Here is a 23,360-nt window from a genome sequence, read left to right on the forward strand (position 1 = left end):
CACGCAGAAGAATGAGGACAAATCCCTTACTCCATGACATGCCGCCTTAAGGCGAACAACTCTCTCAATTCGGTTGGGGACAGCTCTGTAATCCACTTCTCTCCACCGCCAATTACCTGCTCATTCAAGGTTTGCTTCTGCTCAATCATATCGTCAATTCGCTCTTCCAACGTGCCGAGTGCAATCAACTTATACACCTGCACATTCCGCGTCTGCCCAATACGGTATGCCCGGTCGGAAGCCTGATTCTCCACCGCTGGGTTCCACCAGCGGTCGTAATGGAACACATGATTGGCAGCTGTCAAATTCAGTCCCGTTCCACCAGCCTTCAGTGACAGGATGAAGATGCGCGGACGTTCTTCTGCTGGAAGTGACTCGTCCTGGAAACGCTGAACCATGCGATCCCGCTCTGCCTTCGGCACACTGCCATGCAGAAACGGAACGGTCTCCTTCATGTTTCGCTCCAGCACCTCTTGCAGCAGCTTGCCCGTCTCAGCATATTGTGTGAAGATAAGACTCCGCTCTCCCGTCGACTGCAGCTCATCCAACATCTCTAGCAGGCGTGTCAGCTTGCCTGAACGAGCGGAATCCCGTCCAGATACTCGGTCTCGCAGCACAAGTGATGGATGATTGCATACCTGCTTCAGCTTCGTCAACGCAGTGAGCACTCTGCCCCTTCGTTCCATTGGATCGAGTCGATCCAGATCTTCGAACAGTGTCTGCAGCGTCTGCTCATACACCGAAGCTTGCTCCGCGGTCAGAGGAACGTAGACCTTCGATTCATTCTTATCCGGCAAGTCAAGCTGAATCTCAGGATCCCGCTTCAGCCTGCGCAGCAGAAATGGCTGCACAAGTCGCTGCACAAGCTTCGTCCACTCTGCATCTCGACTGCGTTCGATCGGATTCACGTACGTTCTTCGGAATTGTGCCAACGTACCCAAATATCCTGGATTTACGAAATCAAAGATCGACCACAGCTCCGTCAAATGATTTTCCATTGGTGTACCTGTCAGGGCAATCCGGTGCTTCGCGCGCAGCTTCCGAATGGCTGCAGACTGCTTCGCATAAGGGTTCTTAATGTTTTGCGCCTCATCCAAGCATAGCGAGTTCCACATGATTGGCCATAGTAGCTCACGATCCATCAAGGCCAACGTGTATGTTGTGATGACCACATCAGCCATGCGAATCTCCTCTGCAAATCGCTCATCCCGGATTCGGTCAGCACCATAATGCAAATACACTCGAATATTCGGCGCAAATCGTTCCAGCTCTCTCTGCCAGTTCCCAATAAGTGAAGTTGGACAAATCAATAAAGAAGCCCCTGACGTCGGTTCCAATTCCTTCACTCTCAGGACATAGGCTATCCATTGTATCGTCTTACCAAGCCCCATATCATCCGCAAGACAGGCGCCAAGGCCGAATTGACGAAGGAACATGAGCCAAGAGTATCCATCAGCCTGATACTTCCGCAGGGTTCCCTGCAATCCTACCGGCAACTCACTAGGTGGGATCGATTCATGATGCTGAAGCATGCCTAGCCAATGCTGCAACTGCTCATTCAGTTCCAGTTCAAGCTGTAGGCTATTGTCACGCTCAATATCTTCATCCAGCAGCCCTTCCTCCATACGCTTCCGTTCCATGGCCATATGATGCTCAAGCACCTCGCCGAATGTCATCCCACCGCCATCGACTTGCTTCATCAAGCGGCGAATTTCCTTCACGTCATCCGGATTCAATTGAATCCATTGGCCATGAAGTTGAACCAGCCTGCGATCTTGTTCGATGAGCTGACGGAATTCCGCTTCACTTAAGTTCACGTCACCTACCGCGAGTCTCCAATCGAACTGAATCATCTGATTCAATCCCATCGCAGAAGCGGAGAAGGCACCTGCGGAAGAAGGAACCCTAGCCTTTAACCGAGTTCTCATCTGGCGCACACGCTGCCACCAAGCAGGCACAATGACCCGGAACCCAGCCTCTGCTAGCTGAAGGCTTCCCTCAGCTAAGAACCGCCATGCATCCTCTTCGCCAAGCTTCGTCTTCAATCGGAGAGAACGGATCTCTGTGTCCTCTTGATCTTCTTGCTTCGTTTCCAAACCTGCTTCTGTCTCATGCATACTGGTGTGTTCCGGCTGCTCCAATAGAAACTTCCGGCTAACCCCGGAATCCTCAAGCCAAGGGGCGATTTGCAGCACCTTTCCGATATCTCGAATCAGCCTCTCTTGGAGGAACGGCTTCCATTCTTCCGGAAAATCTCCAGCAGCTGCCTTCGCTTGACTCCTGATCTCGCCATCAATCCTATACTCGCTCAATACGCATGCAATTTGAGCATTCGGATCCATCTTGTCCTGCAGCAAGATGCGAAGCGCCCAAGGCATCCGCTCCTGTTCCGGCTCATCAATACGAAGCACAACACGGAAGGGCGTCTCATCTCGGGTCCAGCCTATCATTTCGAGCCAATCTTGCTCCCCCGTCCACTGCGATGATTGCAGGGGAATGCGCAGCTCCTCCAGTTCCGGACGTGCACGCCGAGCGGCAGCGCGCAATGAATCTCGCTCCTGATTATCCGTTAGCAGTTCTGTCATCAACACATCGAACCAATCGACAAGCTCGGGATGCTCGATCTGTTGCGCTTGGTGAAGCAATTCGCGCTGCTGCTTCTGCTCGGATTCGCTTAGCAGCAGTTCCCAGCCGAATGCACCCGCTTTCCATTTGTCGTAAGACGGCTCATATCGCCCCTCTTGCAGCAGAACCATATACAGCTTAGCCGCCTCACTTAGAATGCGGAAGCTGTCTCCTGATTTCAACTCTGTCCAACCTACGTGCGGCGTCATCGCTATCACCTCCAGCATTTCAGCCGCGGTAACAACAATCCCTTCAATACGCCCCTCTCCCTCTACAGGGAGCATCGTGCCGTAGAAGGAAGGAGCATGCCAACCGAACAACAGATGCTTCAGTGTTCGCACGTCCCGCCTCATTCCACTATGAAATACCAGGAATGTACCGTCGCTTCGTCTCAAGCATTCCACGTTCCAAGGCGATTGTTCGATCATGTCAGCAGTGCCCCTCCTCTCAATTCTTCTTGAAATGCTCTTAACCGAGAATACCGTTCCAGCAAGTTATCCATGTACCTCTCCCACGTCGAAAGAGAGCCCTTGCGTTCATACATCGAGCGCAGCTCATGCAGCAAGGTAACCGCTATCCTGTATTGATCGCGATTGCGTTCCTCAATATGCCGTTCAATGGCCTGATGATATAACGGCAGCAGCATGTCTGGCGCCGCAGCAGCGACTTGCCTCCATTCAGCCGCATCTGCCTCCCCCGGCGATATGCGGCGTGCGATCTGAATATCAGCCCAATCACGATATCTTCCCTGCTCTAGGAGGAAAGCAGACAGATACGGGTATATACCAGGCAGCAGTGCCAGCAACAGCAATCAAGTTCTTGATGCATACCTACGTGTGCATCATAAGCCTGTTTCCACAACATCCAATACCGTTCCAAATGCTCTCGTTGGCGGGATTGGCTGACCATCGGAGCCAGCGCCTTCAACCACATCAGCAGCTTCTCGTGATCTCCACTGTGCATTCGATCGTTAGCATACTGTACAAATCGCTCAGGTTCATTATAGAAAGTAAGTGAATGCACATGAGCGATTGCATCCTCGTCACAGCCAAGCAACGATTCAATATGGATAAGCGCGACCCGAATTGAATCACGCAGGCGTGGACGAAGCTCGGATAACGGCTTCAACCTCTCCTTAAGCCGTGCACGCTCAAGCTGCAGCTCTTCGGGATCGTTCAGTACCCCCGACCACACGAGCGCAAAGGCAGCCAGTCTATCTACAGGGGACTCCTCTTCAGATAGCGCCACCTGCTCTGCCACGACACCTAAGTGGCGAAGATGCTCCTTAAAGGCCATTGGTAGCTTTGAGCCTGCGAAGCGGCGGCTTAATTCTGTAAGCTCCTCCATACAAGGACGAACAGCATCATCCGCGGAAATATCGCGAGAATGGTAGCCTCGCGCAGCTTGCGCATAGCGTTCAGCCAATTGCTGAATCAAGAACAACTGAACATGCATGCGCAGCAGCGTGCGCACCGGCTCAGCCATCGCTTCGCTGTCACGATACAGCTGCTCCTTAACCCACTTGGTAATATCCACTACAGAGGATTGGAAGTCTGTAAACGGCCGTGCATATTTTCTATGAAATAAGAGATGCCAGTCCTTGGCGGAAGCATCTGCTGATAAGGTCATCTGACTCGCTCTAACGCGGCGTTCCCGTTCGGCCTTCTGTTCTTCACGCTTGCGAGCAGCAGTACGTTGTCTCTCAAGCACAATGAAGGCTTGACGGAAATCAGACAGGTACAGTTCAGGCTTCTTCCCTGCTGCCTCGCATAATTGGAAGAACAGCGCCGCCCTATGCTTGCACTCATTCCCAGTTCGGCAAGTGCAAGTACTCGCCTCGATACGTTTCATATGGAGGCTCACATGATAGCGTTCCGTCTCATGCACCTCAGCCCTGATCACCCGAGCTTTCCCCACGTCCTCATGCACATGGGATACTGCATTTTTGCGGTAATAGCGCCATCCCTGCTCCAGCGTCGCGTACGAATAGTGCTCCTTCATTTGCCCGGCTAAGCGGTTGATGTCGTCCACAGATACGTCCGGTTGCTGCAACGTCAATACCCTCCATTACTGCGGCAATGCTCTTCCAAGACCTGTCCGATCGCAAGCATCCGCGAAATTCTGTATCCTTTCAGTTTACACAAAAAAACGGGAATATAGAAGAAAAAGAGCGTCTCCCATGTGGAAACACTCTCAATCGATCAGATCCGCAAGCTCCGCCCTCGCCTGATTAACGTATATGCATGCCTTGTAGATTGGGGATATGCCCAGATTATCATGATCCTTCTTCTCCCCGATTTATATTGCTGATTCACTGGTTGAATCAGCCTGAATAGGATGTGTGCCACGAACCTCAGCCACCGTACGAATCGGATAATGGCGGAATAGAATCGAACCAAGGAATCCTGCTCCAGCTCCAGCTAATGCACATAACACGGCCGTAATCGTAACCATAACTGGATCATTGAAACCGTACATCACCATAAGTCCCGCAATCGGTGTTGCAGTCCCTGTCGCATCATTGACCAGCCCAAAAAGCGCCACGACCACCCCAGCGGCTGCCCCCCCAATGAAGTTCGTGACATACACCGGGATTGGGTTCGCTGAGATTAGATCAGCTTGTGTCAGAGGTTCAATAGCGACTGCAAGTGTTGTACGACGATCACCGAACTTCATGCGATGGAAGAACACGAAGTTCATAAATGATGACCCCATTACGGACAAGGCTCCGATTGCCATCGGCAATCCTGTTAAGCCGAGCATAGCCGTTAAGGCCATGGAGCTAAGTGGTGCAGTCGCAACGACTGTAATCACACCACCCAAAATAATGCCCATAATAATCGGATTATCGGTAGCCGTAGCCGAAATAATGCTGCCAATGTTGAGCAGCGTTGCATCTACGATAGGACTTACGAACTTCGCCAAATAACGCACCAGTGGCGCTGCGACCACAATACAGGCGATAAGATCAAGTCCTGCCGGCACCTTCCGCTCGAATACTTTAACCAGGAACGAGACGACGTATCCCGCAATGAAGCCAGGAAGCAGCCCCTGTCCGCCACACGCAACACCCAGCATAAGCGCATACACAGGCGACACTCCCATTGCCAGAGACACCAGTGCAGCGGCAGCCACGCCTCCCATGCCGCCGGCTGTCACTCCTACCTCTCTTAAAAATTCCAGCTGCAGCATATCGCCGCCAACATAGCGCTGGAAAGCTTCAACCAAGAAGCTGGCAACAGCAGCATTCGCCAAGGCTCCCATCGCCTTCATTCCGTTAGGTGCTCTGAAGCTGAACAAACTAAATAAAGAAAGGACAAGCAACAGCAAGGCTGTCCCTTGAATGATTTGCATCTTCTCTCCCCCAATGCACGTGCTGCGGCAAATCATGTGTGTAAACATGTATTTTGAATCCGAAAGACTATATGTGCATTCATTGTAACAATTGGAGAGCAGGATTTTCACTGTATATAATACCCAACCTACGAATTGATAGAACCCGACTAACCCTCCTGCCCTACTACTTGCCGCGCTCTCATATTCGTCGTTCCATATTCTCTAATCGTTACTTGGACATCATAACGTATCGGTGTCGTCGCGAACGTTTCATCCCATGTCTTCTTCTCTTTCTCCCACAGGCGAGGATATGCGATGCGCAGCTTATCGCTAAACCCTAGCACGTCTGCGTGGTATTTCTTTTGCAGCTTATCCAGCAATTTGGTCACCAGTTCTTTAATCTGCTTCTCAGCATCTTCTTCCAAGCGACGAATAAACTTATTGTCAAAGTCATTGCCATCGCTAATCATCTGCTCGCCTAACCGACCGTCCGACTTTACTTTTACATCGAAAGAAATGCGGCCATTTTCAACATGCGGTGTAATTTGACTTTTCACGTTGGTAATTTCATATACAGATACTTGGTTGGTGATGATGTCCTTACTTTTTACTACACCGCCCTTGCTACCGCCCAGAACCCAGTTCACCGCTTCCATATCCTCTTCGTCAAGATAGCCAAGCTGCTTGCCTGTACTGCCTGATATAATGGAAGCTCCCGACAGCTTCAGCTCCCCTTTGGCCGTGACGACATTCTGTATCATGAAACTGGTCATCAAATTCAACTTCTCCAGCAAGTTGGTGAGAGACAAGGGCTTCAATAAACGATTCGTTCGATAGTGATTATCAGATATCCCTAACAAGCGAAAGGCTGGAACGTCTCCCGGGAGATTTACATCTAATACCTCTTTCCCTGTTCCCCGGCTAATATAAACCAAGCAGCTAGGACGAAATTCCTGCTCCCTCATAAAGAAGTCCAGTACATCTCGCAAATTCAGTTGCTGCGCCAAGTCAGAACCGATGACCAGCGCTTTGTAGTGCTGTCCGAATATTGGATTCGTTTCCTTCAAGGAAGTCTCTCTCGAAATCTGATATAAAGAATCCCCAGACAGGGACACATTTCGATATTTTCTCTTGCTTCCTGATGCATCTTGCCCTGTAGACTGCTCTGGCTTCGCCATTTGATACGTTAATGTAATCCTCTGATTACGCGGATAATCTGCACCCTTTTTCTCAAATTCTTGCTCCTCTGACGAGATGTGGCCAATGTCCAACGCTGCAGCTACTGTAATGTTCAAATCTTCTATTTCTCTTCGGCTCCAGCACCCACTGAGCAGCAGGATGCTAAGTGAGATGATCGCAATGCGCATAGCTGTCAGCTTGCATCTCCTTGGCTTATCCTCCCGCAAATGCCCACCTGATTGTGCAGCATCTAAGACAACATTGCAGCAACGATTGGATACGTTCTGACACTTATTGTTCCTGCTCATCGCTTGCCATTCTCCTTCTCAACTTCACAATCATTAACAAAATAATAGGTAATATCCCGAACATCACCATGGCTGCGTCACCTAAACGATCTCCCATAGAGAAGAGATCATTAATATTTCTGGGAGACATGGAGGCAATATAGATAACCGGAATAAGCAAGTACAGCATCGGACGAATATTCTTATTTGTCATTCGTGCCATGCCAAGCGCAGCCGCATAATGTGTAATCGCATATGTAGTAAAGATCTGAATTACCCAAATGACCAGCAGCAACGATTCATATCGTTCAAATAAGATCCCCGGATATTCGAAGCTGCGGAACAGCGTGATCGTAGGCCAGGTGCGGCTGACAACACCAGCAATGGATAAAGATCCAACTGTCATCACTACAGTAACCACGTAAAAAAGCATCGGAATGAGAATGCCAATTACAACTGCACGAACAGCCTTCTTCGGTGTTGACATATACGCCTGCAGTACGAGCAATATTTCAAAGCCGGAGAAAGAAAGTCCTGTCGTCTTCACACCATTCAATACAGGACCTATCCCTTGCCCTAGCACGGGCCTTAAATTATTTACGTCAAATATTTTAAAGCTTAACAGAGCCAAGCCCGTAATAATCAGGACCGTCAGCGGAAATACAATTTCGAAGAAGCGAGCAATTGCAGCTACCCCACCGACCATGATATATATGCCCACCCACAGGAAGGACATAATCACCACCCAGCGTGGAGTACCTTCAAGCAAATACAAGTTCATTACTTCCGACATGGCTCGCACCATATTACCGGATGTCGCGATGAAATAAATAATGATCGACACATTCAGCACGATCCCTAGCCATTTCCCTACAATAAGCTGACTGTATTCATAAAAGGTCTTACCTGGAAATTGCTGACTGAGCTTCGCTACAATAATGCCTGCTATCATAGCAACAAGGCCGCCGAGAATGACGGTCAGCCATATATCCGGTGTCTTCACCTTCTCCGCTGCTGCTCGGGGGAGCGTTAGAATCCCCACTCCCAGTATATAATTGGCTACAAATACAGCCGCCTGCTGTGTCGTAATTTTCTCATTCAATCCAATGGGTTGACTCATGGTTCTCTACAGCTCCTTCTATCTGCTACTCCTCACGGGTCGGATTACGTGTGTCCAGCATCTTGGGACGCTTCTTCATCAGCCTTAGCGGGGCACGCAAAATGAAGTCTTTCCAATCTGACAAACGGTAAGGCACAGCAGGGCTCATATATGGCACACCGAAGCTCTTCAGCTTAACGAGATGACTGCATAGCACTAAGAAGAACAGAACAACACCATACAAGCCAAGGATCGATGCAAAAAATATCGCGATGAACCGCAAAATGCGCAAAGAAATACCTGCACTGTATTGCGGAATAGCGAAGGAGGTTATCGCCGTTACTGCAACAACGATAACCGTGAACGGACTGACGATACCCGCTCTAACCGCAGCATCTCCGATAACGAGACCGCCCACAATACCGACCGTCTGCCCAATCGGCTTCGGCAGGCGAAGACCCGCTTCGCGCAAGATCTCCAGCGCCACCTCCATAATGAGCACCTCGATGATTGAAGGGAACGGAACGCCAACACGGGTGCCTGCAATGGACAATGCCAGCTTCGTTGGGATCAGACCTTGATGGAACGAGATCAAGGAAATATACAAGGAAGGGCCAAAAGTTGATACAAATGCCGCAAAATACCGCAGACAACGAACTAGCGTCCCCGCCATCCATCGTTCATAATAATCCTCCGGCGATTGAAGCAGCATGGTGAACGTCGCCGGTGCAAGCACAGCATACGGGCTTCCCTCAAGAAAAATCGCCACCCGTCCTTCCATCAAGGCACAAAAGGTTCGATCCAACCGTTCCGTACTCTGCAGCTGCGGAAAAGGAGATAAGTAATTATCCTCAATCAGCTGTTCTATATAGCTTGAATCCGGAACATCATCGATATCGATCTTGCTAATGCGATCCAGCACATCGGTAACGAGCTGCTTATCAGCTATATCCTCGATGTATGCGAGAACCATCTCACGTTGTACCCGGGTTCCGACACGGCGATGAATGAAAGTGAGCTTCTTGTTCTCACCTTGCTGCCTGAGCAGCGTCATATTGTCAACGAGGCATTCATTGAAGGCAAGCCTTGGTCCGCGTACGAGTACCTCAGATGGCGGCTCGTCCACGCCGCGCACCTTCACCTTCCTCGTATTGAACATAATGGCTCCGATATGCCCTTCAATGAACAAAGCCGTATCGCCCTTCAACACGTCGTACGTACAGTCATTAACAATCATATTCTCCTTCATTGATCCGACAGGGAGAATATGCTCGACCAAATATTCCTTCGTATACTTATAATCAGGAGAAGCAACTGCTCCCCCCTCAGATGGTGGCCGAAGCTCGCCCATCAAGGATTTCAGCAGGTGCTTATCAATAAAGTCCCGATCCGAAATCCCTCCAACGAACACAAGCGCTGCACGCTGTGTCGTGTAGCCGAGCTGGAACAATCGTATGTTGACATCCTCCATCTGGCCGATATCTTCCTTGACCTTATTGAGATCCTCCTCAAAATGGCCTACAAACCCCTCGTAAGCCGTCTCGGCTTTCCGATTCCCCTGATCATTTTCATCCTTCATCGTGATAGACATAATCTTCGATAATACATAAGGAACAATGCCTGCAATCGCCGCTTGCGCGAATGCTTGCCAGCTTGGTATATAAGGCGCAATCGCCTGCCACATTTTTCATCACCTTTCCGTAATATGCCCCGCAGTTTCCTGAATATGCATTTCGTGGAAGATGATGAGGACTACCATGGCAAAATAGGTATTTTGACATCCAAGCTTTCATGATTCGATAATTGCGGATATTCTAGATCATACGTAACGACCATTTCCATACGCGAAATGTCGGATGTCGATTGTTTAACCTCACTACAATGATAGTCGAAGGAGGGCATGATATGGATATGCTGAAGGATATGAATCTTGCTTTGGGCTATATCGAAGACAATTTGGATCAGGACATCGATTACGCCCAGGTGGCTCGGCTTGCAGGAACCTCGGAATATCATTTTCGAAGACTCTTTTCCTATTTGGCCGGTATGTCTCTGAACACGTATGTTCGCAACCGCAGGCTGTCTCAAGCCGGTCAGGAATTACACAAGAGTAACGTTAAGGTAATTGATATCGCGATCAAGTATGGCTACCATTCGGTGGACGGATTCACGAGAGCATTCAAGGATTGGCTTGGGGTTGCTCCTTCGGAAGTGAGAGGTCTGAATCATCTGAAGGTATTCCCGCGCATGACCTTCCAGCTCACTATTCAAGGAGGAATCGACATGAATTATCGAATCGAACGGAAAGACGCCTTCAAGCTTGTGGGTGTGAAGCGCCGCGTGCCCATCGTATTTGAGGGCGAGAATGCTGACATTCTGAAGCTTGCTCAATCGATTACCGTAGAACAGCGGACAAAACTCCAAAGCTATCGAAATACCGACGTCACCACTGTGGTCAATGCATCTTATCATTTCTGCGAAGGACGTAATGAAGAAAAGGGGGAGCTAGATCATCTCATCGGATCGATTACGACGCTTGATGCTGATTTTGACGGCTTTGAGGTAGTTGAAGTGCCAGCCTGTGCATGGGCCATATTCAGCTCAGTTGGTTCCTACCCTCATACCCTTCAGCAGACATGGGCAAAAATCGCCTCTGAATGGCTTCCTTCATCTTCCTACGAGTTAATCAAGGTGCCTGAAATTTGCTTCACCGGAGATATGTCTGACCCACATCAGGTATACAGCGAAAACTGGATCGGCGTAATAGAAAAAGCAGAATAAGCAGAAAACCCTTGATTCGGTAGTATAACCGAATCAAGGGTTTTTTCAATTATCATCAATACACTTCAACAACGATTTCTGCCCAAGCTCCGCGGTCAAATGCCGGAACATTGTCGGCGCTATACAGTGTAATCAGATAGTAGCCTTTGTGCTGAAGCTTCACCGATCCTTTAAAGGCTTGTTCTTGGATAGGCATCTTTCCTTCCTTGATGTCCTTATAAGGATTAGATTTGACAGCCTGCTCGTTATCATATTGCTGCACGGTGAAGCTAAGCGCTCCAAGCTTCTCGTTCCCAGCAACCACCCGACCGGCAATGTCGATTGAACCTCCCTGCGGTGTGCGAACATAACCCGATGCAGATGGATCAATAGCGATGTACTTTTTCCCCTCATCAGACAGACGAACAGGGGTGGCGCCTTCACTTGAAACTTTCCGCATAACCGAAATAGACTTCTCACCACCTGACACGGCTGTAATTCTCAACGCATTTGGTCCGGGGCGGAGCGGTAGGGTAAACTCGATTCGATTATACTGTCGACCATCAAGCGAAATGTCTTTTTTCAAGACCTTGGCATGATCATTGCCCCCTAACCAGCCTCCTCCGCTCAAGGCGGTCGCGACTGATGGCGTATTCATATCCTTTTGATAAAGCATCGTAAAGGTTGTGCTGTCCTTGTCCGTTTCCCACTTTGGCTGTAGAAGTTCGATGACTTTATTGCTCCACTTCAGCGTTACCATCTGTTTCGCAGTAGCTGGGCTGATGCCCACATAAGTCAAGGCTTGAATCGGTATGTAAGTGACGCCTTTGGCAATGAACGGCTTAGCGATGGTTGCTCCAGGCAAGGCAGATCCGTCTTCCTTATAAACCTTATCGGAGCCTACCCGAAAGAAAAGCTGTTCAAAGGGGGGCTTCAGTTCGCTATTCATGATGACCTGGACTTGCTGGGTAGAAGCGTCAAATTTTAATAGGTTAACGGCTTCTGTTGCACGCAGTGTGCGCAAAGGCACAAAAACACGTCCGTTTTTCATGATTGGCTTATCAAGAGATAAGCTTCTCCCATCAAACACGGCTTGTCCGCTGTTAACATCCATAATAAGCTCATGGGAAACACGATACATCTTGGCTACATCCAGCGTCTCATTTGTTGTATGGGATGATGAAGTTGACTCCTGAGCAAAAGAACTCGATCCACCACCAAAAGCCAGCATAACAGATATAAGTAAAGCCATACATGTTTTCATGATATCGTCTCCTACATTATCTAGTTACTTGGTTAGACGAGTCAGTAGCCGAAAGGGTTGCACATAGCTTAATCGTAATGAAGTTCGAGAAAAGTAAAAAACCGCTTTGCAGCGGAATATTACACCTTCTCATCTATCCTTGGATGGTCTGGATTGCATTCCGGATCAGGTACTAAGCCTAATTGTGCTAGCTTCATTAAATAATAGCACTCTTCCCTCATCATATGATCTGGTATGAGCGGGGAAATGCGACTAAGCACTTCGGCTGACAATTCTAAATCCTCCAGTTCCTTCAAAAAGGCTCTGAACAAATTCATCTCCATATCGACGTCAGTATGAAATCTGCGGAACGCTGGAAAATCCCGAAGCTGTGTCCGCATGTACCCTGCCATTTCGATACTCTTTAAATAGAATTGTTGAAAATGCTCTTCAAAATCCTTACTTTTCTGAATCAATCGCTTTTCTACAAAATCCAAATCGCTGGAAATAGATGCAGCATGACCCGCTGCGTCAGGCAACCAAAGGAAATCATGGTGCAGTGCATCAAATTGGGGAACCGGCTTGCCTTCCAATAGGTTGGTTAAAATACGTAAGTATTCCTCAAGTTCATTCACCATGTGATTGATAAAGGTTGGAGTGAACGCAATTGTAACACGCCCAAGGATCAGACGTTCAAGAATACTCAGCTTAAAATGTCGCAGATTGATGGTTAGCGTGTAGGCTTGCTGGTTCAGTGTTCCGATCTCTGCATCTGATTGCAGCCCTCGTGCTTGTTGAAGAAGCTGATCGAACGCTTGAATAAATTGTTGTGCAGTCTGTATATCTGACGTTTCTTTCGGGGAAAGCGCATTGAAGATGAATCTTGCATGATCGCCTAAAATTTGCAGCCAGAAGCGATGCTCAAACAACGCTGGTTGATTCAACGGGATGACCTCCTTTATCGTTCTAACAAAGGTTTATGAAGGAGGCTTAAAATTAATAACTTAGATCTCCGCATCTGCTATATCTCATATCTTTATGACTGGTACTGTAGTTCACCAAACCGCCTATTACAATCTCATTGGTGGAACAAAACGCTTAGTCGCTCACTAATCCAAACAACTTACTTTACATATAACGATTTATGGCCAGAGCCGCGATGCATAAATAACAATCAAGCTAGACAATATAAGGAAGATGAAACCATACGAAACTATGGATAAAAAGGAGTCTGCCCAATGACACATACGAATACTGTGCAAATCGAACAACTAGCGCAACAATTAATCCAGCAAACCAATGCAGCAACGCAAAAATACCAGCAGTTGTTGCAGCAAGAGCAGCAGAACGCAGTTCGCTTACAGGAGCTTGCTAAAATCGAACAGCATGCTGCCCATGTGATACAAACTGCACTTCAAGGCCATCAAACTGCTGTACAACAATTGCAGCAAATTGTTAACCTCGCCCATCAAACACATACTGCACCAACCAGTTATGCAGCGGGGTATGTAACCCATACGTATCCACAGGTGAACGATACGCAGCACTACGTCTCACATGTAAACACTACTCCCCAAACGGGATATAGAGGATACTAAAAATAGGCCGTTAACGACCTGAACAAACCAGTAAGCAGACAGCCGACTGACAGGATTCTGTCTTCATTAGAAGATGTCAGAAGAAGCTGTCTGCTTTCTTTTTTCCCCTCTGTCTCTCCCATTAAAAAAAGCAATGCCCGGCAGGATTCTGCCAAGCATTGCTGCTATTTTCTCTAGTCATGCTTCCCGATAAGAAAGGCCACAGACTCATAAGGTCGGAGTGTAAGCTGTTGGATCGTACTCGGTGTATCCTTATAATTGCTGATAAGGATATGCGCTTCACCGTGTAGTGATACTTCCACTGGAAGCGTGAACTCCGCCTCCTCGCCATAGAAGTTGCTGATGACGAGCAATCGTTCTGATCCGTGTGTGCGCATGTAAGCAAATGTGTGCGCATCGTCTTCCAGCAGTAGGCGGTAGTCGCCGTGCACGATAATGTCGTACTGCTTGCGCAGTGCAATCAATTCGCGATAATGGTGGAAGACCGAATCCGGATCGCGCAGCGCCGCCTCGGCATTGATGTCACGATAATTCGGAGCCAAGCCGATCCAAGGGATCCCCGTCGTGAAGCCTCCGTGATTCGAAGCATCCCACTGCATTGGCGTGCGCGAATTGTCGCGCGACTTCTGCTGCAGTGCGGCCATTATGTCCGCTTCGGGAACGCCCTGCTTCTGCAGCAAGCGATGTGCATTGATCGATTCGATGTCCCGATACTCGCTAATACGTGAGAAGTGCGGGTTCGTCATGCCGAGCTCTTCCCCTTGATACACGTACGGTGTGCCCTGCATCAAGTGCAGCGTCGTGGCCAGCATTTTTGCCGATTGTACACGATAGGCGCCGTCGTCGCCGAAACGAGATACTACCCGCGGCTGATCGTGGTTGCACCAGAACAAGGCGTTCCAGCCCCCGCCTGTATTCATGCCAACCTGCCACTCGCTTATGATCCGCTTAAGCTGAAAGAAGTCGAAGTCGGCTTTAACCCATTTCTCCCCATTCGGATAATCGACCTTCAGATGGTGAAAATTGAACACCATGCTCAGCTCGCGCTCATCCGGGTGCGTATACTTGATGCAGTTCTCCATCGTCGTCGACGACATTTCGCCAACCGTCAACATGTGCGGATACTGCGAGAATACACGAGCATTCATCTCCTTCAGAAACTCATGAATGCGCGGCCCGTCTGTGTAATATTTGCGTCCATCAGCCGTAGCTGTTGCCAGCGTATCGTTCGGATAGTCCTGATCCTTGGAAATCACATTGATAACGTCCAGCCGGAATCCATCAACGCCCTTATTCAGCCAATAGTGCATCATGTCGTACACTTTATCCCGCAGCACTGGATTCTCCCAGTTCAAATCAGCCTGGGTAACGTCATATAAGTGCAAATAATATTGCTCCGTTTTCTCGTCATACGCCCAGGCGCTGCCGCCAAATTTAGACTGCCAATTGTTCGGCTCCCCTCCGTTCACGCCATCCTTCCAAATATAGTAGTTGCGAATCGGATTGTCCGTACTGCTTGCAGCCTCCTTGAACCAGACGTGCTCCGTCGAGGTGTGGTTAACGACGATGTCCATAATGATGCGGATATCTTTGTCGTGCGCTTTCTGTAACAATTTCTCGAATGTATCCATCGTGCCGTATTCCGGCTGGATACGGTAATAATCGCTAATATCATAGCCGTTGTCTCTCTGCGGAGATTCGTAAATCGGCGTCAACCATATGACATCGATTCCGAGCTCCTTCAAGTAGTCCAGCTTGTCGATAATCCCCTGCAAATCCCCAATTCCGTCACCGTTTGTGTCGTTGAAGCTCTTCGGATAGATCTGATAGATGACGGATTTTTTCCACCACTCCTGCTCCAATTGTTGTGTCATTGTCTTGCACCACCATGTAGTTCTTATTTTTAGTACGATATAGGAATCGCTCTGTGTATCGTTCTGAATGCCCTAATTATGCCTGACGCTTCGTCTTCCCGATAATAAGCGTAATGACGAACGGTACAATCAACGCCACCGCCATGCCGATGAAGAATGGAACCCACTGCTGCGGGAAGATAGATAGGAAGCCTGGCAATCCGCCAACGCCGATAGACACGGCCTTTACCTGAAATGCTGAGATAACGACTGCGCCCAATGCAGAGCCGATCATCGCTGAGATGAACGGGTACCGCAGCCGCAGATTCACACCGAACATCGCAGGCTCGGTAATGCCCAAGTAAGCAGATATCGCCGAGGTCACAGACATCCCTTTCAGCTTCTCGTCCTTAGTAACGAACACCATGGCAAGCGCCGCCGAGCCCTGCGCAATGTTGGACAAGGCGAGAATCGGCCATAGGAACGTGCTGCCCGTGCTTGCAATGAGCTGCAGGTCGACTGCCAGGAATGTATGATGCATACCTGTTACGACAAGCAGCGCATACAAGCCGCCGTAAATAAGTCCACCCAGTACAGCCGCATGCTCGAAAATTCCAACGAAAGCCGATGTGATGGCGTTGCCGATTGTGAAGGTCAACGGTCCAATCACGATAAAGGACAAAAACCCGGTAAGAAGCAGCGTAGTCGGAGCGACCAACAGCAGCTTGAAGCCATCCGGCACACGCTTGTTCAGAAAGCCCTCGATCTTCGCCAAGCAGAAAGCAGATACAAGTACAGGAAGCACTTGCCCTTGATAGCCAATCTTCTCGAATTCAAAACCAAACAAGTTCCAGTGCGGTACCGTACCATTCGCAACTGCATCCCCATATGCCCAAGCATTCAGCAAATCCGGATGGATAAGCATTAAGCCAAGTACAATCCCGAGCAGTTCACTGCCGCCGAACTTTTTAACCGCTGACCAGCCGATCAGCCCCGGCAGGAAGACGAAGGCGGTATTGGCGATCAGATTGATCATCTCCGCGAAACCCTTCCACTGAGCATATACATCAATGAAGGCTTGATCCGCAAAGAAGATGCCCTTGCCAGTCAATATATTGTTGATCCCCATCAATAGACCTGCCGTAATAATAGCAGGCAAAATCGGAATGAAGATATCTGCAAGCGCCTTCACTGCACGCTGCAATGGGTTTAGTTTCTTGGATGCCACATTCTTGATGTCCTGCGTAGACGCTCGTTCCCCACCGCTAATCTCAAGCAGCTTCTCGTACACCTTCTGTACAAGTCCTGGACCGATAATGACTTGGAACTGCCCGTTCGTCGCAAATGATCCTTTGACAAGTTCATTCTTCTCCAAAGCTTGCTGATCAACAATGCTTTCGTCATTTAAAGCAAAGCGAAGTCGCGTCACACAATGCGTAACCGCAGAAATATTTTCTTTTCCACCAATGGCTTCTAAAATCTGCTCAACCGAACGTTGATCAACTGCCATATCGATGTACCTCCCCAATGGAATCGCTTCCACGTTTGTTGAGACCATTATAACTTGTATAGACAGGTTTGTAAACACTTGTATAGACAAGTTGCTTTGGAGATCGTGAAAAAACAGCGGTCACTCTAGGATTTCTTTTCTCATCCAAGACTGCCGCTGTTTCATTTCGTTAAGTTACGTCAACTATAAAATTCGCAACATCGGTTTGTTTTATCAATTGAATACGAGATGCTTAGTACCTCGTCATCGTCTCCGCGCAAAGTCAGTAAACACAAATCGTTCAGGATGATGGCGCGATTCCGTGTACTCGAACAACTCACCATCATGCATATATACATAGTTCTTCACAACGACGACGAAGCCGTACGATTTCATGATCAAGTGTTCCCGATCCTTTGTCGTCGCAGGCTCCACCTGGATCACGCGCTGGGCAAAGCCTATTTTGTGCCCTAATTGCTGTTCGATATAGTCGTATATCGAGCGCTCAGCAATTTCCTTCGTTAGGCCCTCCACCTTCTCCTTTAAAAAATAATTGATATCTAAAATAATGCGCTCTCCGTCAAGCTCGCGCACCCGATGCAGACAATATGCTATTGCGCCCAATGGCAGCTTAGTTCGCTCATGCAGCTTGTCCGTAATCGTAATTTCCTCAAAGTAAGGTACGGTCGTCTCGAACTTCTGCCCGCTGCTCTCGCTTGCTTCCTTGAAGCTGACCAATCCGCCGAATGAGAACGCGATGGCATTATTGTCTAGCACATATACGCCCTTGCCAGGATGGCGATTGACAAGCCCTTCTTCGACAAGCAGATCGAGCGCGTTACGAATCGTTCCCCGGCTCGTGTCATAGATAACGCAAAATTCATGCTCCGAAGGAAGCTTTGTTCCCGGTGCGTATTCACCTGAAGCAATCTTTCCCCTAATATCTTCATAAATGGCCATGTACAGCTTATTTGTAGTCATCTTTATAACTAACCCCCAATAATGCTTCCGTCCTAACCTTCCTTGCTTGCCTCTATCATATCACGATTGCTGCAGCAGTTAAAAAGAAGAAGAACGACTCACGCCACTCAGCACGGTAACCGTTAAAGCCCACAAATAATAAGCTGCCAGCGCAGGATGATATATATATAAATAAAGTGCGTTGAATAGAAAAAAACCTGATAAACCAAGGGCTTTGGATTATCAGGTCAATATACCATCATATGTCTCAATTATTGTTTTAATCAGTCTCAATTATAATTGTTACTGTTAAAATTGAGATTAATTTTAAGATAACTTGAGACTTTTAGTTTATTTTTCAATTACTTAAAAAGCAAACCAATAATATTCATAAGAAACTATGTCTCATGTATTATTTGCAATCAACCGGCCCTCGGTTTTATCATAATGTTTTAGTTCACAACTAATACCTCTCCAAAATCACCCATATAATAATTGCCTCAGGATTTTTATCATCTTTTAGATACATTTTAGGAAATACAAACGTCGCTTTTACCTTATTTTCTTTATCGTAATAAATTCTAGAATAAAGACCTTGAGCTGAATCATAACCTTTCTCAATATAGTGACTTCCTAATAGATTTGTCACATCACTTAAATTAACGATGACACCATTCCCGAGTTTTTCTATCCCCTTCTCTGTTCGGTTCATTGTCTTCAATGTCAAAATTTTGCCGCTATTATCATGAATTACAGAAAAATCCTCAAAATACTTTTGCGTAGTTGTCCCAGTCACTTTATCGTCGAAATCGTTTCTCTTTTTGTAAACAGACAGATCTACATCTTTGATATTTTGATTTAAGTTAATCCCACTAATGGTTAGATTTGATAAATTAGTCGAATCCAATGAGTTCAACAACAACTTGTTACGTAAATAGAAACCTCCTGTTACAATAAGTACCAACAATATTATAAGTATAGAATATTTAATTGGTTTAATAGTTAATAAATTCCTCACCCCACCACTTCCTACTTATAACTAATATCGTATCCATTTTTTATTTCATTCAAAACAGTTACTCCATCTAGAGTAATAATTACGTTCTTTCAAGAAATTCTTGAGAAATCGAATATTACGAGACAACACTGTAGGCATTGATTTAGGAGTGATGACCTGGTAGTTCCAACCATGCTGAATCACATATGCTTCACATCTTTCGTTAATTAGTTTTTGTTTATTGTTAAACTCCTCTTCCACGCTATCTTTTATTTGATATAAAAATGGAGCATGCCCTCCCGAAAGACTAGCACATCCGGAGTATGAAACCATGGATCTTCCTGATCATTATTCTTCGGCATAGGTACTTAAACAGGCTGCACGTAATATCTCATTACAGCGCGATCTAACTCTAGGTAATAAAAAAACAACCTTTCACCTAAAGATTCATATTCAACAACACGTTTCATTCTTTGGCTGTAAAAGCTACCTATTATATGGGGATGAGAATAGCTGTTACGATTATTTACTCTTCGTTTCGGCATAAAAAGCTTGTCTTCTTCTGCCCAATTTGTAGTTGACCAGTATTGATCCATTCCAACCTCCATCATAAAGTATCACTTATAACAATAATTTGAACGTATAATATCCATGTCACCATATATGGGCATTGATTGGTAATAATATACACGAATAAAGTTGGCTGTATAGAAAAAAACCTGATAGACCAAAGGTTTTGGCTTATCAGGTAAATATACATCTTCTCAAATCTATGCCTTCATTTGTCTATTGTGGTATTCGTCTCAATTATAACTGTTACCCACGATGTGGTTTGAAGTTCGTACTATATTTTGTACGCCTTCATCGCCTTGCGAAGTTCCTTCCACGATGGGCGCTTGCCGTACATAAGTACGCCCGTGCGGTAAATCTTCGCAGCGAGCCAGCCGAAGAACAGGATGGATACGATCAAGATCGCAATGCTCACCCAGAATTCCCACCATGCTGCATTTCCCGTGCCAATCCGCAGCAGCATCGAGGTCGGTGTGAAGAATGGAACAAAGGATGTCGCTTTTACCAGCAAGGTGTTCGGTGACGACACGCTAAACATTACAATGTAGAATGCCGCCAACGATAGCATCGTAATCGGCATAATCGCTTGTGCCAAGTCTTCAGTCCGGCTAACGAGCGAGCCTACTGCTGCGAACAGCGTTGCATATAGGAAGTAGCCAAGCACATAGAGCAGCAATCCACCACCAACCACTGTCCAATCAATCATCGAGATATCGAAGTTGAGTGCCTTCAGTGGGGCTGAATTATGCGGCAGCAGCAGATTAATCATAACCACAACGAAGAACACAATAATTTGTATCAGCCCAAGTATGAACATGCCGATAATTTTCCCGAACATTTGCGCGAGCGGCGATACGCTCGTAATGAGAATTTCCATAATACGCGAGCTCTTCTCTTGCGTAACCTCGGATGCAATCATGTTACCTGTCATCGTATTCGTCATGAAGAACAGAATGATCAATACCATAACGACGATAATCGAAATCGTTTTTTGTATCGGATTTTCTTCCTTCGCTTTCTCGCCTTCCTTCACGATCTTCTGTGTATCAATCGTAACCGGCTTGCTCAGCTCTGCCTTCTGCTGTTCGGTAAGTGAATCCTTCACGAGCCACTCAGTCTTCACTGCACTTAATGCACCTGTAACCGTCGCCTCATCGCCATGTCCAAGCTCATCCTTGCCATGGAACACAACCTGCGGGAACGATTGCTTCTCCACATTGCCCGCTTCGTCCTTCTTTGGCTCGAACTTCAAGTATCCTTCCAGATCGCCGGACTCCGCTTTCTTGCGCAGCTCCTCTTCTGAAGCGGACGGAACAAGCTTTAAGTCGCTGCCTCCATGCTTCGTCATTTGATCTTCAAATGATTTCACAATGTCCGCGTACTCTCCACCCTGTACCAGACCGATTGATGTAGGCTCATTGCTCGAAAATTGCGAGATCAGATACGGAATATTAACCCCAACTGACATAATGAGTGCTAAAATAATCGTTGTAATGATGAACGACTTCGTCATCATCTTCGTCTTCAATGTGAATCGAATGACCGTCCCCAGGTTATGCATTAGATTCGCCTCCAACTGCTTTAATGAAGATCTCGTTCAATGTCGGCTCCTTCAGCTCGAACTGCTGAACTGTCGATTTTGCCATCGCAAGCTGCAGGATATCCTGTGCGGCCACTTCATTCGTAATGTGCAGTTTATAACCGTCTCCTGTTCGGGAAACGGATTGGACGCCTGCGATGCGATCCAAACCATCCACATCTCCACTCGTGCGCAGGATGACATGCTCTCGTGGATATTGAGATTTCAATTCACGCAGCGACCCTTGCAGCACCGCATTACCCTTTTGCAAAATCGTCAGGTTCTGGCACAGTTCTTCTACATGCTCCATCCGGTGCGTAGAGAACAGAATGCTCGTGCCTTGATCGCGCAGCTCCTTAACCGTCTCCTTCAACAATTCGACGTTAACGGGATCCAAGCCGCTGAATGCTTCGTCCAAGATGAGCAGCTTCGGCTTGTGAACAATAGCTGCAATGAAGCCGATTTTCTGCTGATTTCCCTTAGACAGCTCCTCAATTTTCTTGTTGTAGTTTTCCGGTACATTGAACCGTTCCAGCCAATACTTTAGGTTCTTGTCTGCTTCCGCACGCTTCATCCCGCGCAGCTGCGCCAAGTACGTTACCTGCTCGCTAATCTTCACCTTCGGGTACATTCCCCGTTCCTCCGGCAAATACCCGAGGATGCGAGTCAGCCCATCATGATAAGGCTTGCCATGATACGTAATAGATCCGCCATCTGGATAAATAAGACCAAGAACCATCCGCATTGTCGTCGTCTTGCCCGCACCATTCGCACCAAGCAATCCGTAGATTTCCCCTTCTTCTACCTTAAAGCTAAGACCATTCACGGCTGTCTTGTCACCGTACTGCTTCACGACTTGCTGCAACTGTAATGGATTCATTGCGCGTATACGCTCCCCTCAATATGCATCTCAATCATATAAGCTAATATGTCATCCAGCTCCAATGCATGAGTCTGAACAACCTCAATCCCTTCATCGTGCAAAAAACGCTCCAAACCGGTAGCATTATGCGCAATAAGTCTTACCCCGAAGCGCTCCTGCATAGCCTTCATCAGACCTGGTGCACCTTCGTAATCCGCTGCCTCGCCATCCACGACGAACACCTTCCACGCATCGAACAGTGCGTCCTTTTCCGTAAAATGAAGCACCTTGCCCTTATGCATGACCAGAATATAATCAGCCAACCGCTTTACCTCATCCACGATATGTGTCGCGATTAAGACGGTCCGCTTCCCATCCTTTAAATACGCATGCAAATCATTGATCATCATGCGCCAAGATAGTGGATCGAACCCGGAGGTCGGTTCATCAAGCACTAGCAGCTCTGGCTTCGGACATATCGCAACGATCAAATCCAGCTTACGGCGCATTCCCTTCGACAGCTTGCTCAGCTTCTGCTTCGGCGGCAGCTCATACTTCGCCATAAGCTGATGGTAGAGCTGCCAATCCCATGATGGATACCACTGTGATACAAAGGATACAAGCTGTTCCGCTGTCATATCGTCCACCTCCGAATCGGAGTTCTCCGCTACGTAGCCAATACGCGCCTTCACAAGTGTACTTAGCTCTGGCTCTGTCTTCTCCTGCAGCACGGTTATCGTCCCTTCATCAGGATGAACAAGCCCCAGGCTCATTCCGAGCATCGTCGTCTTGCCTGACCCATTTGTACCTATGATCGCGGTGACACAGCCTTGTGGTATGCATAGATTTAACGGGCCAATGCGGAAGTTGTCACGCTGCTTCACTACCTGTTTCATCTCAATTACATGTTGATTGTCCAATGC

Annotated in this window: 19 protein-coding genes; 2 read left to right on the top strand and 17 right to left on the bottom strand. The window is 47.6% G+C overall.

Going from position 1 to position 23,360, the window contains the following annotated elements; genetic code table 11:
* Window positions 1–26: 26 nt before the first annotated feature.
* The 7 genes from BBG47_RS01040 to BBG47_RS01065 all read right to left on the bottom strand — a co-directional run bounded on the left by BBG47_RS01040 (window position 27) and on the right by BBG47_RS01065 (window position 10,210).
* Window positions 27–3,053, bottom strand: coding sequence for a DEAD/DEAH box helicase (locus BBG47_RS01040; RefSeq protein ID WP_065290169.1), 3,027 nt, complete (start codon window positions 3,051–3,053; stop codon window positions 27–29).
* Window positions 3,050–3,430 (bottom strand): hypothetical protein, encoded by a 381-nt coding sequence (locus BBG47_RS30580; protein WP_254659721.1) that lies wholly within the window; start codon window positions 3,428–3,430, stop codon window positions 3,050–3,052. The genes BBG47_RS01040 and BBG47_RS30580 overlap by 4 nt, the downstream gene beginning before the upstream one ends.
* Window positions 3,379–4,677 (bottom strand): SWIM zinc finger family protein, encoded by a 1,299-nt coding sequence (locus tag BBG47_RS01045; protein ID WP_254659722.1) that lies wholly within the window; start codon window positions 4,675–4,677, stop codon window positions 3,379–3,381. Before BBG47_RS01045 ends, BBG47_RS30580 begins: the two co-directional genes overlap by 52 nt.
* Before the next feature lie 246 nt (window positions 4,678–4,923).
* Window positions 4,924–5,979 (bottom strand): PTS sugar transporter subunit IIC, encoded by a 1,056-nt coding sequence (locus BBG47_RS01050; RefSeq protein ID WP_065290170.1) that lies wholly within the window; start codon window positions 5,977–5,979, stop codon window positions 4,924–4,926.
* A 149-nt stretch (window positions 5,980–6,128) separates the two neighbouring features.
* On the bottom strand, window positions 6,129–7,448 hold the full coding sequence (locus tag BBG47_RS01055; protein ID WP_083189019.1) for a Ger(x)C family spore germination protein: 1,320 nt from the start codon (window positions 7,446–7,448) through the stop codon (window positions 6,129–6,131).
* Complete coding sequence (locus BBG47_RS01060) at window positions 7,432–8,547, bottom strand: GerAB/ArcD/ProY family transporter (protein WP_065290171.1); 1,116 nt, start codon at window positions 8,545–8,547, stop codon at window positions 7,432–7,434. The genes BBG47_RS01055 and BBG47_RS01060 overlap by 17 nt, the downstream gene beginning before the upstream one ends.
* 25 nt (window positions 8,548–8,572) lie before the next feature.
* Window positions 8,573–10,210: a spore germination protein gene (locus BBG47_RS01065; RefSeq protein WP_065290172.1), complete on the bottom strand. Its 1,638-nt coding sequence runs from the start codon at window positions 10,208–10,210 to the stop codon at window positions 8,573–8,575.
* Between the two features lie 221 nt (window positions 10,211–10,431).
* Between BBG47_RS01065 and BBG47_RS01070 the strand changes: the two genes are divergently transcribed.
* Window positions 10,432–11,307 (top strand): AraC family transcriptional regulator, encoded by an 876-nt coding sequence (locus tag BBG47_RS01070; RefSeq protein WP_065290173.1) that lies wholly within the window; start codon window positions 10,432–10,434, stop codon window positions 11,305–11,307.
* Between the two features lie 55 nt (window positions 11,308–11,362).
* Here BBG47_RS01070 and BBG47_RS01075 read toward each other — a convergent pair whose 3' ends face one another.
* Window positions 11,363–12,550: a stalk domain-containing protein gene (locus tag BBG47_RS01075; RefSeq protein ID WP_065290174.1), complete on the bottom strand. Its 1,188-nt coding sequence runs from the start codon at window positions 12,548–12,550 to the stop codon at window positions 11,363–11,365.
* Between the two features lie 119 nt (window positions 12,551–12,669).
* Window positions 12,670–13,473 (bottom strand): DUF2935 domain-containing protein, encoded by an 804-nt coding sequence (locus BBG47_RS01080; protein WP_065290175.1) that lies wholly within the window; start codon window positions 13,471–13,473, stop codon window positions 12,670–12,672.
* A 294-nt stretch (window positions 13,474–13,767) separates the two neighbouring features.
* Between BBG47_RS01080 and BBG47_RS29745 the strand changes: the two genes are divergently transcribed.
* A complete protein-coding gene (locus BBG47_RS29745; RefSeq protein WP_065290176.1) occupies window positions 13,768–14,127 on the top strand; it encodes a hypothetical protein in 360 nt (119 codons plus the stop codon).
* A gap of 173 nt (window positions 14,128–14,300) precedes the next feature.
* Here BBG47_RS29745 and treC read toward each other — a convergent pair whose 3' ends face one another.
* The 8 genes from treC to BBG47_RS01125 all read right to left on the bottom strand — a co-directional run bounded on the left by treC (window position 14,301) and on the right by BBG47_RS01125 (window position 23,357).
* On the bottom strand, window positions 14,301–16,001 hold the full coding sequence (gene treC / locus BBG47_RS01090; RefSeq protein ID WP_302621931.1) for an alpha,alpha-phosphotrehalase: 1,701 nt from the start codon (window positions 15,999–16,001) through the stop codon (window positions 14,301–14,303).
* 76 nt (window positions 16,002–16,077) lie between these two features.
* Entirely contained in the window at window positions 16,078–17,490 is a 1,413-nt protein-coding gene (gene treP / locus BBG47_RS01095; protein WP_065290177.1) for a PTS system trehalose-specific EIIBC component, read from the bottom strand.
* Between the two features lie 243 nt (window positions 17,491–17,733).
* Entirely contained in the window at window positions 17,734–18,450 is a 717-nt protein-coding gene (gene treR / locus BBG47_RS01100; protein ID WP_065290178.1) for a trehalose operon repressor, read from the bottom strand.
* 442 nt (window positions 18,451–18,892) lie between these two features.
* On the bottom strand, window positions 18,893–19,447 hold the full coding sequence (locus BBG47_RS01105) for a hypothetical protein (RefSeq protein WP_065290179.1): 555 nt from the start codon (window positions 19,445–19,447) through the stop codon (window positions 18,893–18,895).
* 347 nt (window positions 19,448–19,794) lie between these two features.
* On the bottom strand, window positions 19,795–20,022 hold the full coding sequence (locus tag BBG47_RS01110; protein ID WP_065290180.1) for a hypothetical protein: 228 nt from the start codon (window positions 20,020–20,022) through the stop codon (window positions 19,795–19,797).
* Between the two features lie 248 nt (window positions 20,023–20,270).
* Window positions 20,271–21,557: an ABC transporter permease gene (locus BBG47_RS01115; protein WP_065290181.1), complete on the bottom strand. Its 1,287-nt coding sequence runs from the start codon at window positions 21,555–21,557 to the stop codon at window positions 20,271–20,273.
* On the bottom strand, window positions 21,550–22,455 hold the full coding sequence (locus BBG47_RS01120; protein WP_065290182.1) for an ABC transporter ATP-binding protein: 906 nt from the start codon (window positions 22,453–22,455) through the stop codon (window positions 21,550–21,552). Before BBG47_RS01120 ends, BBG47_RS01115 begins: the two co-directional genes overlap by 8 nt.
* On the bottom strand, window positions 22,452–23,357 hold the full coding sequence (locus BBG47_RS01125) for an ABC transporter ATP-binding protein (RefSeq protein WP_065290183.1): 906 nt from the start codon (window positions 23,355–23,357) through the stop codon (window positions 22,452–22,454). The genes BBG47_RS01120 and BBG47_RS01125 overlap by 4 nt, the downstream gene beginning before the upstream one ends.
* Window positions 23,358–23,360: the final 3 nt, after the last annotated feature.

The organism is Paenibacillus sp. KS1 (assembly GCF_001680695.1).
Lineage (GTDB): Bacteria > Bacillota > Bacilli > Paenibacillales > Paenibacillaceae > Paenibacillus_B > Paenibacillus_B suaedae.

Coding starts and splice junctions, on each gene's coding strand:
- BBG47_RS01040 (WP_065290169.1), bottom strand. CDS start 3,053: ATGATCGAACAATCGCCTTGGAACGTGGAATGCTTGAGACGAAGCGAC.
- BBG47_RS01050 (WP_065290170.1), bottom strand. CDS start 5,979: ATGCAAATCATTCAAGGGACAGCCTTGCTGTTGCTTGTCCTTTCTTTA.
- BBG47_RS01055 (WP_083189019.1), bottom strand. CDS start 7,448: ATGAGCAGGAACAATAAGTGTCAGAACGTATCCAATCGTTGCTGCAAT.
- BBG47_RS01060 (WP_065290171.1), bottom strand. CDS start 8,547: ATGAGTCAACCCATTGGATTGAATGAGAAAATTACGACACAGCAGGCG.
- BBG47_RS01065 (WP_065290172.1), bottom strand. CDS start 10,210: ATGTGGCAGGCGATTGCGCCTTATATACCAAGCTGGCAAGCATTCGCG.
- BBG47_RS01070 (WP_065290173.1), top strand. CDS start 10,432: ATGGATATGCTGAAGGATATGAATCTTGCTTTGGGCTATATCGAAGAC.
- BBG47_RS01075 (WP_065290174.1), bottom strand. CDS start 12,550: ATGAAAACATGTATGGCTTTACTTATATCTGTTATGCTGGCTTTTGGT.
- BBG47_RS29745 (WP_065290176.1), top strand. CDS start 13,768: ATGACACATACGAATACTGTGCAAATCGAACAACTAGCGCAACAATTA.
- treC (WP_302621931.1), bottom strand. CDS start 16,001: ATGACACAACAATTGGAGCAGGAGTGGTGGAAAAAATCCGTCATCTAT.
- treP (WP_065290177.1), bottom strand. CDS start 17,490: ATGGCAGTTGATCAACGTTCGGTTGAGCAGATTTTAGAAGCCATTGGT.
- treR (WP_065290178.1), bottom strand. CDS start 18,450: ATGACTACAAATAAGCTGTACATGGCCATTTATGAAGATATTAGGGGA.
- BBG47_RS01110 (WP_065290180.1), bottom strand. CDS start 20,022: ATGGATCAATACTGGTCAACTACAAATTGGGCAGAAGAAGACAAGCTT.
- BBG47_RS01115 (WP_065290181.1), bottom strand. CDS start 21,557: ATGCATAACCTGGGGACGGTCATTCGATTCACATTGAAGACGAAGATG.
- BBG47_RS01120 (WP_065290182.1), bottom strand. CDS start 22,455: ATGAATCCATTACAGTTGCAGCAAGTCGTGAAGCAGTACGGTGACAAG.